The 14,357-nt window shown below is 69.2% G+C and carries 8 protein-coding genes, 1 pseudogene and 2 CRISPR repeat arrays; of the genes and pseudogenes, 8 read left to right on the forward strand and 1 reads right to left on the reverse strand.

All coding sequences use genetic code 11. The annotated features are described in order from the left end of the window. The 3 genes from cas1e (at nt 1) to ACX28W_RS27480 (ending at nt 9,257) form a co-directional block, all read left to right on the forward strand. Nucleotides 1–951, forward strand: coding sequence for a type I-E CRISPR-associated endonuclease Cas1e (gene cas1e / locus ACX28W_RS27470; protein WP_459002228.1), 951 nt, complete (start codon nt 1–3; stop codon nt 949–951). Further along, nucleotides 948–1,310, forward strand: a complete 363-nt coding sequence (cas2e, locus tag ACX28W_RS27475; protein ID WP_459002230.1) for a type I-E CRISPR-associated endoribonuclease Cas2e — start codon at nt 948–950, stop codon at nt 1,308–1,310. Before cas1e ends, cas2e begins: the two co-directional genes overlap by 4 nt. 168 nt (nt 1,311–1,478) lie before the next feature. Then, nucleotides 1,479–8,155: a CRISPR direct-repeat array (repeat unit 29 nt; unit sequence GTGATCCCCGCGCCTGCGGGGTTGGTCCC). Between the two features lie 301 nt (nt 8,156–8,456). Then, nucleotides 8,457–9,257 carry an IS5 family transposase gene (locus ACX28W_RS27480; protein WP_459002231.1) on the forward strand — a complete coding sequence of 267 codons (801 nt, stop codon included), beginning with the start codon at nt 8,457–8,459 and terminating at the stop codon, nt 9,255–9,257. On the opposite strand, the gene ACX28W_RS27485 is transcribed toward ACX28W_RS27480, so the two are convergent. Then, on the reverse strand, nt 9,226–9,456 hold the full coding sequence (locus ACX28W_RS27485; RefSeq protein WP_459002232.1) for a hypothetical protein: 231 nt from the start codon (nt 9,454–9,456) through the stop codon (nt 9,226–9,228). The genes ACX28W_RS27480 and ACX28W_RS27485 overlap by 32 nt on opposite strands. Before the next feature lie 192 nt (nt 9,457–9,648). After that, nucleotides 9,649–10,287: a CRISPR direct-repeat array (repeat unit 29 nt; unit sequence GTGATCCCCGCGCCTGCGGGGTTGGTCCC). Nucleotides 10,288–10,357: 70 nt separating this feature from the next. Between ACX28W_RS27485 and ACX28W_RS27490 the strand changes: the two are divergent. From ACX28W_RS27490 to ACX28W_RS27510, 5 genes and pseudogenes are all read left to right on the forward strand, one after another. Further along, nucleotides 10,358–10,531 (forward strand): annotated as a pseudogene (locus tag ACX28W_RS27490) (ISL3 family transposase); the annotation flags it as partial. Between the two features lie 70 nt (nt 10,532–10,601). Beyond that, entirely contained in the window at nt 10,602–11,033 is a 432-nt protein-coding gene (locus ACX28W_RS27495; protein WP_459002233.1) for a hypothetical protein, read from the forward strand. A 160-nt stretch (nt 11,034–11,193) separates the two neighbouring features. Continuing rightward, the gene (locus tag ACX28W_RS27500) at nt 11,194–11,958 is read left to right on the forward strand and encodes an IS5 family transposase (RefSeq protein WP_459002234.1); all 765 of its coding nucleotides are present in this window, start codon (nt 11,194–11,196) and stop codon (nt 11,956–11,958) included. 307 nt (nt 11,959–12,265) lie between these two features. Continuing rightward, nucleotides 12,266–13,594 (forward strand): IS110 family RNA-guided transposase, encoded by a 1,329-nt coding sequence (locus ACX28W_RS27505; protein WP_459002236.1) that lies wholly within the window; start codon nt 12,266–12,268, stop codon nt 13,592–13,594. 352 nt (nt 13,595–13,946) lie between these two features. Further along, entirely contained in the window at nt 13,947–14,351 is a 405-nt protein-coding gene (locus ACX28W_RS27510) for an FKBP-type peptidyl-prolyl cis-trans isomerase (protein WP_354733873.1), read from the forward strand. Nucleotides 14,352–14,357 lie beyond the last annotated feature (6 nt).

Raw genomic sequence — 14,357 nt, forward strand, 5'->3', positions numbered from 1 at the left:
ATGAGTACGGTCAGCCGCCGTGGTGCCTCATCACCCCGTGAGCTCGCCCGGATCGGGGACCGGCTCTCCTTCGTCTACCTGGAGCGGTGCACCGTGCATCGCGACTCCAACGCCATCACCGCGGAGGACGCGGACGGAGTCACGCACATTCCCTCCGCCACCATCGGCACACTGCTGCTCGGTCCGGGCACCCGCATCACCCACCAGGCGATGGCAGTCCTTGGTGACTGCGGTGCGGGCGTGGCATGGGTCGGTGAGCACGGAGTGCGCTACTACGCCGGCGGACGGGCCCTGACCCGTTCCTCCGGCCTGGTCGAAGCACAGGCCACAGCCTGGGCGAACCGGCGCACCCGACTGGAAGTGGCCCGCGCGATGTACCGGCTGCGCTTCCCGGACGAGGACCCCGCCGGTCGTACCCGGCAGGACCTGCTGAGCATGGAGGGCCGCCGCCTCAAGGAGTGCTACCGGCGCGAGTCCACCCGCACCGGCGTCCCATGGCGTCGACGCGAGTACCACCGCAGCGACTTCTCGGCCGGAGACGCACCGAACCAGGGAGTTACGGCGGCAGCCCAGTGCATGTACGGAATCGCCCACGCCGTCGTCGCCGCCCTCGGCTGCTCCCCGGGCCTGGGCTTTGTCCACTCCGGTCACGAGCGTTCGTTCGTCCTGGATGTAGCCGACCTGTACAAGACCGATGTCGCCATTCCGGCAGCATTCGACGCAGCCACCGAAGGTGAGGAGGACGTCGCGGCACGGACCCGCCGAATGCTCCGGGACCGCATCAACGAGACCGGACTGCTCGACCGCTGCGTACGCGACATCAAGGACCTGCTCCGCTACGACGGCACACGCGACACGACCGACACCACCCAGGACCGCGTGACACTCCAGTCCGACGGCGACCTCCACGTTGAGAACGGCCGCAACTACGGTGACGAGATCATCTGGTGACCGTCATCATCCTCACCAACTGCCCGGCAGGACTGCGCGGCTTCCTCACCCGCTGGCTCCTGGAAATCTCCCCGGGCGTCTTCCTCGGCGCACCGTCCAAGCGCATACGGGAAGCTCTATGGGAGGAAGTCCGCCAATACGCGGGACAGGGCCGAGCACTGCTGGCCTACCAGACCAACAACGAGCAGGGCTATACCTTCGAAACCCACGACCACTCATGGCATCCCACTGACCACGAGGGACTGACTCTGATCCACCGCCCGAACCCGGGCGCACAGCGCGCTACTCAGAGGCAGGCGAGCGTCCCGCGACAGGGCTGGAGTAAGGCTTCCAAACGGCGGAAGTACGGTGGGAGTTAGACGACGACGCCGTCTCTGAAGCGTTTGGAAGGAAACGGGGCGGCTACGGCAAGCGGCCGGGAGATTCGCCCGGGTCACCCATAAAGGGATCAGAAGTCCGCTATGACGGAATCTACGAAAGTAAGCAAAAAGGGGCCCTTGCCCTCGTGAAGCCCCAGGTCAGCTCCTGTGATCCCCGCGCCTGCGGGGTTGGTCCCTCGGCTTCCTTTATCGGGGCCAGGTTCTTCCGGTGATCCCCGCGCCTGCGGGGTTGGTCCCCAGATCGCGGCGATCTACGGGGTGCCGCCGGAGTGATCCCCGCGCCTGCGGGGTTGGTCCCTCCCAGAAAGCCTACGAGATCTACAAGAAGCAGTGATCCCCGCGCCTGCGGGGTTGGTCCCTCGGGCGCCGACGTGGCATAGGCGGAGACGGTGTGATCCCCGCGCCTGCGGGGTTGGTCCCCCGAACATGTTCCGGGAACTGGCAAGCAGCGGGTGATCCCCGCGCCTGCGGGGTTGGTCCCGCCTCCGGTGTAGTCGCGGCCCCGCAGGTCGGGTGATCCCCGCGCCTGCGGGGTTGGTCCCCTCACGCCCGTACTCGTTCCGGATCGCCACGTGTGATCCCCGCGCCTGCGGGGTTGGTCCCACCGTCCACGAGGACCGTCTCGAAGCCCTTCAGTGATCCCCGCGCCTGCGGGGTTGGTCCCTCGCCATGAACCCGGTCATCGCCGCCGGAGTGGTGATCCCCGCGCCTGCGGGGTTGGTCCCTTCTCCAGCGCTCTCGCCATGCCGACGGGCAAGTGATCCCCGCGCCTGCGGGGTTGGTCCCCTCCGCAACCTCCCGCGGACTCGCCGCATGGGGTGATCCCCGCGCCTGCGGGGTTGGTCCCTCTCCACTGCCCGCGAGCTACTGGGACTACGGGTGATCCCCGCGCCTGCGGGGTTGGTCCCAGAAGGACAGTGCCTGGGCCTCGGCCTGGGCCGTGATCCCCGCGCCTGCGGGGTTGGTCCCTCGCCGCGGTGTTCGGTGACGAGCCGGTGAATGTGATCCCCGCGCCTGCGGGGTTGGTCCCGTGGTCCTCGCCGTACTGGAAGTTGTGCTCGCGTGATCCCCGCGCCTGCGGGGTTGGTCCCGACATGCCGTTCACGGACTGCTCCGCGATCGCGTGATCCCCGCGCCTGCGGGGTTGGTCCCGCGAGAAGCGGGCCGCGGCCGGGCAACCCGAGGTGATCCCCGCGCCTGCGGGGTTGGTCCCTTCGACGTGATCAACCCGCAGACCTTCACGGTGTGATCCCCGCGCCTGCGGGGTTGGTCCAGTGCGCGACTCGTCGAGACGCCGCCTGTCCAGGTGATCCCCGCGCCTGCGGGGTTGGTCCCTACGGTCCCCCAGGTCAGAGGGGGGTCATTCAGTGATCCCCGCGCCTGCGGGGTTGGTCCCTGCAGCCACACCTGGACCACCGCATACGACCCGTGATCCCCGCGCCTGCGGGGTTGGTCCCGTGCGCACGGTCGCGTTGACGCTGTCGAGGCGGTGATCCCCGCGCCTGCGGGGTTGGTCCCACAAGAATGGCCCCCAGGGAAGTCCCTGGGGGGTGATCCCCGCGCCTGCGGGGTTGGTCCCGTCGCGACACTGCCCGTGTCGGGGGTGGCCGGGTGATCCCCGCGCCTGCGGGGTTGGTCCCGACTACCAGTGAGTCTCAATGAGGATCAATGAGTGATCCCCGCGCCTGCGGGGTTGGTCCCCGGAACACCGTCAGCCCGGCACCCGTGCGCTGGTGATCCCCGCGCCTGCGGGGTTGGTCCCCTGCCAGGCATGCCGTCCGCGTTGGCCCAACCGTGATCCCCGCGCCTGCGGGGTTGGTCCCCGGCCGAACTCTTCCTGCATGTGCTCCACCCAGTGATCCCCGCGCCTGCGGGGTTGGTCCCGTCCGCCACATGCCGCGCGACCAGGCGGACCAGTGATCCCCGCGCCTGCGGGGTTGGTCCCGTCGACAAGCTGACGACCAGCTTGGGCGAGTTGTGATCCCCGCGCCTGCGGGGTTGGTCCCATCGCGAAGATCGCCGAGACGCCGGACACCTTGTGATCCCCGCGCCTGCGGGGTTGGTCCCGCAAAGAAGCGGCCCGCCATCCCGAAGGACAGGTGATCCCCGCGCCTGCGGGGTTGGTCCCCTCGGTGACGGCGCGAAGGAACTGGTCGTAGCGGTGATCCCCGCGCCTGCGGGGTTGGTCCCTACAAGCCGGTGTTCAGCGACGCCCAGGGCATGTGATCCCCGCGCCTGCGGGGTTGGTCCCTCCATCGGGTGCGTGGGGCTCTGGCAGATCAAGTGATCCCCGCGCCTGCGGGGTTGGTCCCTGACCGACGTCGGCTCCAGAGCCTTCGTCTTGGTGATCCCCGCGCCTGCGGGGTTGGTCCCATCCCGGGCAGGCCCACACCCAGCACGTCCCGGTGATCCCCGCGCCTGCGGGGTTGGTCCCCTGCTCAAGGTGTTCCGCATCGTGACGGGCGGGTGATCCCCGCGCCTGCGGGGTTGGTCCCTGCTGCTTCATGGCGGTCTTGCAGGCTGCGGTGTGATCCCCGCGCCTGCGGGGTTGGTCCCGACCCAGTGATCTTCACCTGGTCGTTGGAGATGTGATCCCCGCGCCTGCGGGGTTGGTCCCCAGCTGATCTTCCGCATGGGGACGCCGTCCCAGTGATCCCCGCGCCTGCGGGGTTGGTCCCCCGGCTACCACATACCCCGCCGCGGAGCCTGGCGTGATCCCCGCGCCTGCGGGGTTGGTCCCGGCGCGAATCTTCTCGGCCTCAGCCTTGCCTGGTGATCCCCGCGCCTGCGGGGTTGGTCCCGTCGACCTCCTCGGCATGCACGGCGCCGGGCTGTGATCCCCGCGCCTGCGGGGTTGGTCCCCCGCCGGTGCCGAGGTGCCTCGGCAGCAGGTGGTGATCCCCGCGCCTGCGGGGTTGGTCCCAAGGGACGCTCGGGAGAGCGCACCTCTCGCAGGTGATCCCCGCGCCTGCGGGGTTGGTCCCGCGCGATCCGCGCGGCAGATAAGCGCGGCCCCGTGATCCCCGCGCCTGCGGGGTTGGTCCCCGGCCATAGGTGACCGGTCCGGGTTTCACGTTGTGATCCCCGCGCCTGCGGGGTTGGTCCCTGTGGAAGCCCGTCGGTGTCAGCGGCAAGGCGGTGATCCCCGCGCCTGCGGGGTTGGTCCCCCTGGTCGAACTGCCCAACCCGGAGCCCATCGGTGATCCCCGCGCCTGCGGGGTTGGTCCCAAACGCCGCGGCCTCGTTCAGGGCAGCCAGGGGTGATCCCCGCGCCTGCGGGGTTGGTCCCAAGCGCCTCGAAGGACGGAACCAGGCGCTCGCGTGATCCCCGCGCCTGCGGGGTTGGTCCCGCGTCGACCGCGGCATCCCGAGCCCAGATCAGGTGATCCCCGCGCCTGCGGGGTTGGTCCCGATGCGGTCGGTGGTCCTGCGGTCGCCACGCTGTGATCCCCACGCCTGCGGGGTTGGTCCCGGGCGCCCCTACCGCCGACTCGTCGCCGCGCAGTGATCCCCGCGCCTGCGGGGTTGGTCCACTGGTGTCGCAGTGTGTGGGGCTTGATGCTGGCGTGATCCCCGCGCCTGCGGGGTTGGTCCCAGCTCATCGGCGTGGCACGACCGGTCGAGGGCGTGATCCCCGCGCCTGCGGGGTTGGTCCCACGCTGAACCACTCGCCGCAGCAGCGCATGCAGTGATCCCCGCGCCTGCGGGGTTGGTCCCGCGCTCTTCCAGAGGCCCAATACGACTACGGGGTGATCCCCGCGCCTGCGGGGTTGGTCCCGCGTCGATCTGGCCTGCACCCTTGAGGAGCGGGTGATCCCCGCGCCTGCGGGGTTGGTCCCCCGTTCATCGCTGCGGCGACCGCGCTGAACAAGTGATCCCCGCGCCTGCGGGGTTGGTCCCTCCCCGATCCACGCGCCGGGCGGCACTGATGTGTGATCCCCGCGCCTGCGGGGTTGGTCCCTCGACTATGCCGGGGGATTTTTTGAAAACCAGGTGATCCCCGCGCCTGCGGGGTTGGTCCCCACTCCGTATCGCGACGCGTCACGGCGGGCCAGTGATCCCCGCGCCTGCGGGGTTGGTCCGGTCCTCGTCATCACCTGGCCACAGCAGTCCCGGTGATCCCCGCGCCTGCGGGGTTGGTCCCCGGCGGCGGCCGCCAGGACGACGGGCTGAGAGGTGATCCCCGCGCCTGCGGGGTTGGTCCCACCAGCGGCTTGCGCGAACGCATCGACGCCGAGTGATCCCCGCGCCTGCGGGGTTGGTCCCGCCGCGTACGTGTCCGCCGCGAGCTCCGCGAAGTGATCCCCGCGCCTGCGGGGTTGGTCCCCGGTTCGTGGATCCGCTGCCGGTGGTGAGGGCGTGATCCCCGCGCCTGCGGGGTTGGTCCCGTCCCCGTTTTCAGCGCCATCTGGCCGAAGTGGTGATCCCCGCGCCTGCGGGGTTGGTCCCCTGCGCCTGCACGTCTCATTCCTCAAAACCACGTGATCCCCGCGCCTGCGGGGTTGGTCCCTCCCCGGTGTCGAACTGGCCCTGTACGGCGTCGTGATCCCCGCGCCTGCGGGGTTGGTCCCCCCGGAAACGCGAAAAGCCCCAGAGACCGTGAGTGATCCCCGCGCCTGCGGGGTTGGTCCCTGCACCTCGCACGCCGGGCGATGGCCTCGCTGGTGATCCCCGCGCCTGCGGGGTTGGTCCCTTGCTGCGGCTGGTCAAGGGCGAGGCGAACCTGTGATCCCCGCGCCTGCGGGGTTGGTCCCTTGCTGCGGCTGGTCAAGGGCGAGGCGAACCTGTGATCCCCGCGCCTGCGGGGTTGGTCCCTTGCTGCGGCTGGTCAAGGGCGAGGCGAACCTGTGATCCCCGCGCCTGCGGGGTTGGTCCCAGCTCCGCGATCAGGTGTTCAAGCTGATCGGTGTGATCCCCGCGCCTGCGGGGTTGGTCCCTGGGACCGGATGAAGGAAGCGTGGGAGTCGGGGTGATCCCCGCGCCTGCGGGGTTGGTCCCGGGCGCTCGCTGGGCGCTGGCGGTGGATCGCCGTGATCCCCGCGCCTGCGGGGTTGGTCCCTCGCCGAAGTGGGCGCGCAGTTCGTCGGCGTCGTGATCCCCGCGCCTGCGGGGTTGGTCCCGTGTCGTTGCCGGTGCAGACGAACGACACTCCGTGATCCCCGCGCCTGCGGGGTTGGTCCCAGCGGAGTCACGGACTCTGCCACTATCGGCGTGTGATCCCCGCGCCTGCGGGGTTGGTCCCCTTGCCGACGGGAACTGGCACCACATCGTCCAGTGATCCCCGCGCCTGCGGGGTTGGTCCCGACGCCTCGAGCATCACCCCGCGGGGCTTCACGTGATCCCCGCGCCTGCGGGGTTGGTCCCGAGTTGTCAGTACTTCGTCTCGCCTCGTATCAGTGATCCCCGCGCCTGCGGGGTTGGTCCCTGAAGACCATCCTTGCGGCCAGCGCAGGGTGATCCCCGCGCCTGCGGGGTTGGTCCCTGGCCGCGACTGGTGTCGGTCTGAGAGTCGGCGTGATCCCCGCGCCTGCGGGGTTGGTCCCGGACTCGCCCTGGACCGCTGCGAAGTCGACCTGTGATCCCCGCGCCTGCGGGGTTGGTCCCGACTGGAGCACGCCACCGTTGGCGTAAGGAAGGTGATCCCCGCGCCTGCGGGGTTGGTCCCGCGTGTTCACCCGTTCGGGTGAACAACCCCTGGTGATCCCCGCGCCTGCGGGGTTGGTCCCTGTGGGGCCCGATGATCGCGCTCCCCGACGGCGTGATCCCCGCGCCTGCGGGGTTGGTCCCTTGGCAGGTCAGGACGCGGCTTCGTACATGTAGTGATCCCCGCGCCTGCGGGGTTGGTCCCGTTTCGAAGAACGTCGACGCGATCAGTGGGCCGTGATCCCCGCGCCTGCGGGGTTGGTCCCAGACCCATGCTGTCAGCGGCGAGCTGCTGCTCGTGATCCCCGCGCCTGCGGGGTTGGTCCCGACCCGTGGCCCGCAGAGCAGTTGCTCGCCATGTGATCCCCGCGCCTGCGGGGTTGGTCCCGTGGGGATCCGCCGGCGCAGCGTCGAGTCCAAGTGATCCCCGCGCCTGCGGGGTTGGTCCCGTGGGGATCCGCCGGCGCAGCGTCGAGTCCAAGTGATCCCCGCGCCTGCGGGGTTGGTCCCGTGGGGATCCGCCGGCGCAGCGTCGAGTCCAAGTGATCCCCGCGCCTGCGGGGTTGGTCCCCGGCGCTCATCATCGCCACAGTCAGCGCCGCCGTGATCCCCGCGCCTGCGGGGTTGGTCCCTCCCGTAACAGCTCGACGTTCATCGTCCCTCAGTGATCCCCGCGCCTGCGGGGTTGGTCCCCCGAGGTCGTCCGCAGCTTGTTCAGCTGCTTCGTGATCCCCGCGCCTGCGGGGTTGGTCCCCGCAAGGCCGCGGGCTGCTCGGCCTGGCAATGGTGATCCCCGCGCCTGCGGGGTTGGTCCCGATTCCTCGAACGGCAAGGGAGCCGACCAGCCGTGATCCCCGCGCCTGCGGGGTTGGTCCCCTCGTAGGCGGGACGGCTGCCGTCGTTGACAGGTGATCCCCGCGCCTGCGGGGTTGGTCCGGCGCCCCGTGCTGCGGCCAGCGGACGCGTTGGGTGATCCCCGCGCCTGCGGGGTTGGTCCCCATGTTCCGCAGGGTCACGAAGACCCTGACCGGTGATCCCCGCGCCTGCGGGGTTGGTCCCGAGCCGCCGCCCGCGCCGGCGTCGCCGCCCACGTGATCCCCGCGCCTGCGGGGTTGGTCCCTCTGCGCGGTTGGGCACCTTGGGGGCGAGCATGTGATCCCCGCGCCTGCGGGGTTGGTCCCTCTGGGCTTTCAGGCCCTGCTTGAGGAACTCAGAAGGCTTCCGCATACCGGTCGGTGGGGGTGTTCAGTCGAACTGGGTTCTGGATCGGGTGATCGCGGCGGTGCCGGTGCATGAAGGCAGAGTCCCCTCGGTAGCTCGGGGTTGCGAAGCCACTCGAGCACCAAGGAGACCCTGTTGTCGCAGTCTTGCGTGGCCGTGCCCGTCGCGTCCAACTCCCGTGTGTCGTTGTGCGAGTGCCTCGCTCACCGGTTCGGGAACGCGGGTGACCGGCCGGGGCGAAATCCGTGTTATGCCTCGGACATGACGGAGGCGGAATGGCAGGAAGTCCGCTCTGCGCTGCCGGTGCCGGCCTGGCTGGCGGGCCGGGGCGGGCGGCCCGAGGGCTACTGCCACCGCGTGATGTTGGATGCGGTCCGCTATGTCGTCGACAACGGAGTGAAGTGGGTCAACCTGCCTGCGGACTTCCCGCCGTTTCGGCGGGTGCATGCCTTTGCCCGCCGCTGGCAGGCCAGCGGGCTGCTGACCGAGTTCCACGACCGGCTGCGCGACCGCGTGCGCGTGAAGGAGGGCCGCTCGGTGGATCCGACGGCTGCGATCGCGGACTCGCAGTCGGTGCGGGCCGCGGCGAATATCCCGCGCGCGACGTCAGGGTGGGACGGGCGCAAGCGGCACGTGGTGGTGGACTGTCTCGGCCTGGTCCTGGCGGTGCTGGTGAGTGCGGCGAGCGTGCAGGACCGCGACGCCGGCGTCGCGCTGCTCACGCGGCTGCGCGAGCAGTATTTCTCGATCCGTCTCGTCTGGGCGGACGGCGGCTATGCCGGCCGCCTGGTCGACTTCGCCCGCTCAGAGCTCCGGCTCACCCTCGACATCGTCCGCCGCTGCGACGACACCACGGGTTTCGTGGTGCTGCCGAGACGATGGGTGGTGGAGAGAACGCTGAGCTGGCTGATGCGCTCGCGTCGTCTGGTGCGTGACTACGAGACGCTGCCAGCTATGCACGAGGCGATGGTGCTGTGGTCGATGACCATGCTCATGAGCAGCCGGCTCGCCGGACGCCGCCGCAATGCCTTCATCCCGCGGCAGCCGGCGCCGTCGCCATAGCGGAGACGAACACGTTCGGCCGCACCTCGGTGGCCCACCCGCGGGCGGCCAGCCGCTTGACCCGCGATCGCACTCCCTCGATCCGGGTCGGTGTCGCCTCCCACCCCAGCCCGGCCAGGATCTGCTTCACCCGCATCCCACCAGCCGCCTCCGGCGCGGCGAGCACCTGCAGGATCTGCTGGTATTCAGGCGCGAGCACCGATGCGACGGCATTCGCACCCCGGTGCGGAACGGTCGAGCCGGCTACCGCACTACGGGTCAACACACCGCCCTAATGGGACTCAGCGGGCCGTAGGAGAGACTGCGGTCTGTAGCCGCCAGCAGGTGAGCACTCACCAGCCCGGAACCACTGCGAGTTCTGTGGTCAGACCGTGCCCCCGCTGGTCGGACAGTGATCCCCGCGCCTGCGGGGTTGGTCCGACCTCGTGGATCGCGGGCACTTGGCAAGTCGTGTGATCCCCGCGCCTGCGGGGTTGGTCCCGCGAAGTGGATCCGGGCGATCGGGCGGCCGTCGTGATCCCCGCGCCTGCGGGGTTGGTCCCAGGGCTTCATCTACGGCGAGTACCAGACCGTCGTGATCCCCGCGCCTGCGGGGTTGGTCCCGTCTCCTCGCCTTTGGCTTCTTGGTCGGTTTTGTGATCCCCGCGCCTGCGGGGTTGGTCCCGGGGCGAGGGGCGTGGTCAAGTCGTCTCCTTCGTGATCCCCGCGCCTGCGGGGTTGGTCCCAAGATCGGCATCGAGCCCAACAACACCTATCCGTGATCCCCGCGCCTGCGGGGTTGGTCCCTCCAACTCGACTCCGTGCGCACCGCCAAGGGCGTGATCCCCGCGCCTGCGGGGTTGGTCCCGTGGACGCGGAAGGCGGTGTAGCCATGGGCTCGTGATCCCCGCGCCTGCGGGGTTGGTCCCACCCGCCAGCCCGATGGCGCCGTGTGGGAGGGGTGATCCCCGCGCCTGCGGGGTTGGTCCCGTCAGCCTCGACACCGCCTACTGGCTGGGCCTGTGATCCCCGCGCCTGCGGGGTTGGTCCCATGCCTCACCATCACCGCAGTCACACTGATCGCGTGATCCCCGCGCCTGGATGCTCCCACCCCGGTCAGCTCCTTCGCCGGATTCCTCCGCCAGGACCTCGACGCCGTCACAGCCGGCCTCACCCTGCCCTGGAGCGCGGGCATCGTCGAGGGCAACGTCAACCGCGTCAAAACGATCAAGCGAGCCATGTACGGCCGAGCATCCTTCCGGTTACTGCGCATCCGGATACTCATCCGAGGATGACGAGCCAGCTTCTGAAGCCGAGCCAGGAAAATTCCAGGTCAGTGCCGCCATCTCCTGCGATCCTGAGGCCATGGGAACCTTCGAACCTGACCAGGAGCTGCCTGCGGCAACCAAGGACGCGGACTCCGCCTCCTGGTCAGTGAGAGCCGCTGCGGGGCGGCGGCTTGCAGCGTCAGCAGAACTTGCGGAGGTCACCGAAGTCCTGCATCGCCTTCTCCTGGATAACCAGGACACGGCAGTGATTCAAGATACGGCTGAGGCGCTGCTCGCACGCGGGGATACCTGCGGACTGCGTACAGTGCTGGCGGCCCTCGCTTGCGCGGCAGACACGTGCACCTTGGACGAGCTCAACGCGGCAGTGAACGGCAACCCACACTGGATGACCGGGGAAGGCGCTAACCGGCTCATCCAGCAACTGCAGGAACTGGCCGCCGATGACGACGCTGGCGTCCGAGACGAAGCTCAGAGACTCCTACGCCCGACTTTCCAGCGCAGGAAGTAACCACCGCCTTCGATCTTCACGGAACTGCGGCCAGAACCGTTTCCAAAGAGTGAGCCTTTTCCAACCTCCTGCGTCGGCTGGGCAGTTGGCCTGACAAACGGATGAAGCCCCTGGTAGATGGGTTTTCGACCAAGAGAACCGTCTCCACCAGAGGCTTCGCATGCTTGTCTACCCGTCCGGCGTCGACGTGTCCAGCTCTGCCCTCCGCTTCCTCGCCGCCCGTCTGAGGGGGCATCGTCGTGCTCTCGGCACCCGATGGCGGCGTCTGAGCGCGGGCCGACAGGCCCTGCTCACCCTCACCCACCTCCGCAACGGCCAGCCCTACGCCCAGCTCGCGGCCGGTTTCGGGATCGGCACCACCACCGTCTACCGGTACATCACCGAGGCCGTCGAACTCCTGGCCGCCCTCGCCCCCACGCTCGCCGAAGCAGTACGGGCCGCGTCGATGAAGGCGTACCTGATCCTGGACGGGACGCTTCTGCCGATCGACAGGATCGCCGCCGACCGGCCCTTCTACTCGGGCAAACACAAGAAGCACGGCATGAACGTGCAGGTCATAGCCGACCCGAAGGGCCGTCTCCTCTGGGCTTCACCAGCCCTGGCCGGTGCCGTTCATGACGTCCGGGCCGCACGCGAGCACGGCATCATCGACGCTCTCGCCCAGGCCGGCATCAACTGCTGGGCGGACAAGGGCTACCAGGGCGCGGGCGGCACGGTCAGCCTCCCTTACCGCGGCCGATGGGACAGTCTTTCCGCAGGTCAGCAGGCCGTCAACCGGTCCCACGCGAAGATCCGGGCACTGGTCGAACAGGCCATCGCCACCCTCAAGTCCTGGCGGCTCCTGCGCAAGCTCCGCTGCTCGACGACCCGAATCACGAGCCTCGTCCAGGCTGTCCTCACCCTCCATCTGGCCAGCTCAGACTGAGGATGGAAAAGGCTCAGTCCTCCTGTAACTCCCGTCACGCCTGGCGGCGTGAAAATCGGTATGTGTCGGACTCCTTGAGTCGCGTGCTTCCAGGCGCCCTGCCGGTCGCGATGTGTGCGCCTTGACCATGGCAGTGGGGGCTGTCCGCGCACGTCGATGGGGTTTGGGCGGGTGCGCCCGAGAAAGAGTCTGACGCGGGAGCCAGCCAGGGGTCGCCAACTGTTGCCTCGTGCACGCCGATCAGCCTTTCCGTTCCCCTCCGGTTCCCCGGGCAGCCTCCGCCCAGTACCAGGACACAGGAGGCACGGTGGACGAGTCGCGCGAAGAACCGCAGGAGGAAGCGGTAGCCCGGGTTGCCGCGATCGACATCGCCAAGAACAGCGGGGTCGTCTGCACCCGGCTCCCGCACGAACAGCGTGAGGGCAAGCGCGCTCAGCGGGTCTGGACGGCCGCTTCGACAACCAACGCGATCGTCGAGCTCGGCGACCACCTGGTCTGCCAAGGCGTCACGCTGGTGGTGATGGAGGCCACCGGCAACTACTGGCGCCCGTTCTTCTACCTGCTGGAGAGTCGTGGACTTCGGTGCTGGCTGGTCAACGCCCGCCAGGTCAAGAACGTCCCGGGCCGCCCCAAGACCGACAAGCTGGACGCTGTCTGGCTGGCCAAGCTCGCCGAACGCGGCATGGTCCGCCCTTCTTTCGTACCGCCCAAGCCGGTCCGACAGCTGAGGGACTTCACCCGTACTCGCACCGTGTTCGTGCATGAGCGCACCCGTCACAAGCAGCGCATCGACAAGGTCCTGCAGGACGCTCAGATCAGGCTCTCGTCCGTGGCCACCGATCCGCTCGGCGTCTCCGGCCGGGCGATGATGGAGGCGCTGATCGCCGGTGAGCGCAGCCCCCGGTCCCTTGCCGGCCTCGCCCAGGGCAAGCTGACCGCCAAGCGCGACGCGCTCATCGAGGCGATGACGGGACAGTTCGAGGACCACCACGCCCGGCTGCTGAAACTCCTGCTCGCCACGGTTGATCACCTGAGCGGGCAGATCGCCGTCCTGGACCAGGAAATCGCCGCCTCGATCGACGCACTGCCCGATCCACACGGTGCCCCGATCGACACGTCGGCAGACGACGGCACCCTCTTCGGCTGCGAGCTGCTGATCCGGTTGGACGAGATCCCCGGCGTCGGACCGGTCGCAGCCCGTGCCCTGCTCGCCGAGATCGGCCCGGACATGAGCGTCTTCCCCTCACCGGATCATCTCGCGTCCTGGGCGAAGCTCTGCCCACGCACCATCCAGTCCGGCGCCAAGAGCACCACCGGCCCCGCCGGCAAGGGCAACCCGTGGCTCAAGGGCGCCCTCGGCGAAGCGGCCAGCGCCGCCGCACGCACCGACACCTTCCTCGGCGCCCGCTACCGCCGCTTGGTCAAACGCCGAGGCCACGCCAAGGCCCTGGTCGCCGTCGCCCGCTCGATCCTCGTCATCGCCTGGCACCTCGTCAACGACCCGCAGGCCCGCTACCACGAACTCGGACCGGACTGGCACCACAAGCACCTCAACCCACAGCGCAGGACACGCGACCTCGTCCGACAGCTCGAACACCTCGGCCACACCGTCACCCTCGCCCCGACCACCACGTGACCGTACAGACCCATCCGGCCAGCTTCGCCGGCCGGATGCTGCCGCCTGCCCACCTGAGCATTGATTTTCCGTTCAGCCTCATCAGGCCCGCGCCGCAACGGACACCGCCCACCCTGCTCACCGCTGGCGACCCGGCCAGCGCCTTCACCCAGCTGCGCCTGCTGGCGATTACTGCGCAACCTGTGCGTGGCGGTCGCGTTCATCGGCTGCGCGAAAGATCATCACGTATGGCCGCTGGATCTGGTGTGCTCCGGGGCTGGCATTCTCGGTAGCGTGACCATCTGCTGCATGGAGTGTCCATGTGTCCGGCTGGTCCGTGCGACGGCTTCCGACGGAGAGTGATGAGGCTGCAATGAGTGAACTGACGAAGCCCGAGGTCGACGTTCCGGAGGGTGACACTCCTACCGAGCTGACCATCCGGGACCTGGTCGTCGGGGACGGGGCTGAGGTGAAGCCGGGCATGGTGGTAAGGGTCCACTATGTCGGGGTGACCTTCGAGTCCGGGAAGGAGTTCGATGCCTCCTGGGACCGGGGCCAGCCGTTCAAATTCGCCCTGGGCAGTGGCAAGGTCATCAAGGGCTGGGACCGGGGAGTGAGGGGGATGAAGGTCGGCGGTCGGCGCGAGATCATCGTTCCCCCGCGTCTCGGCTACGGCAATCAGTCGCACTCGCCGTTGATCCCGGCGGGCTCGACCCTGGTCTTCGTGGTGGACCTGCTGGACTCGTATTCCAGCACAACCGGGTGGAGCAACGCCTAATGACCC

This window comes from Streptomyces sp. SD15, assembly GCF_054462255.1.

What these genes read in the sequence shown, in the direction of transcription:
- cas1e (WP_459002228.1), top strand. Translation starts at nt 1, where the DNA reads ATGAGTACGGTCAGCCGCCGTGGTGCCTCATCACCCCGTGAGCTCGCC.
- ACX28W_RS27480 (WP_459002231.1), top strand. Translation starts at nt 8,457, where the DNA reads ATGACGGAGGCGGAATGGCAGGAAGTCCGCTCTGCGCTGCCGGTGCCG.
- ACX28W_RS27500 (WP_459002234.1), top strand. Translation starts at nt 11,194, where the DNA reads ATGCTTGTCTACCCGTCCGGCGTCGACGTGTCCAGCTCTGCCCTCCGC.
- ACX28W_RS27495 (WP_459002233.1), top strand. Translation starts at nt 10,602, where the DNA reads ATGGGAACCTTCGAACCTGACCAGGAGCTGCCTGCGGCAACCAAGGAC.
- ACX28W_RS27510 (WP_354733873.1), top strand. Translation starts at nt 13,947, where the DNA reads ATGAGTGAACTGACGAAGCCCGAGGTCGACGTTCCGGAGGGTGACACT.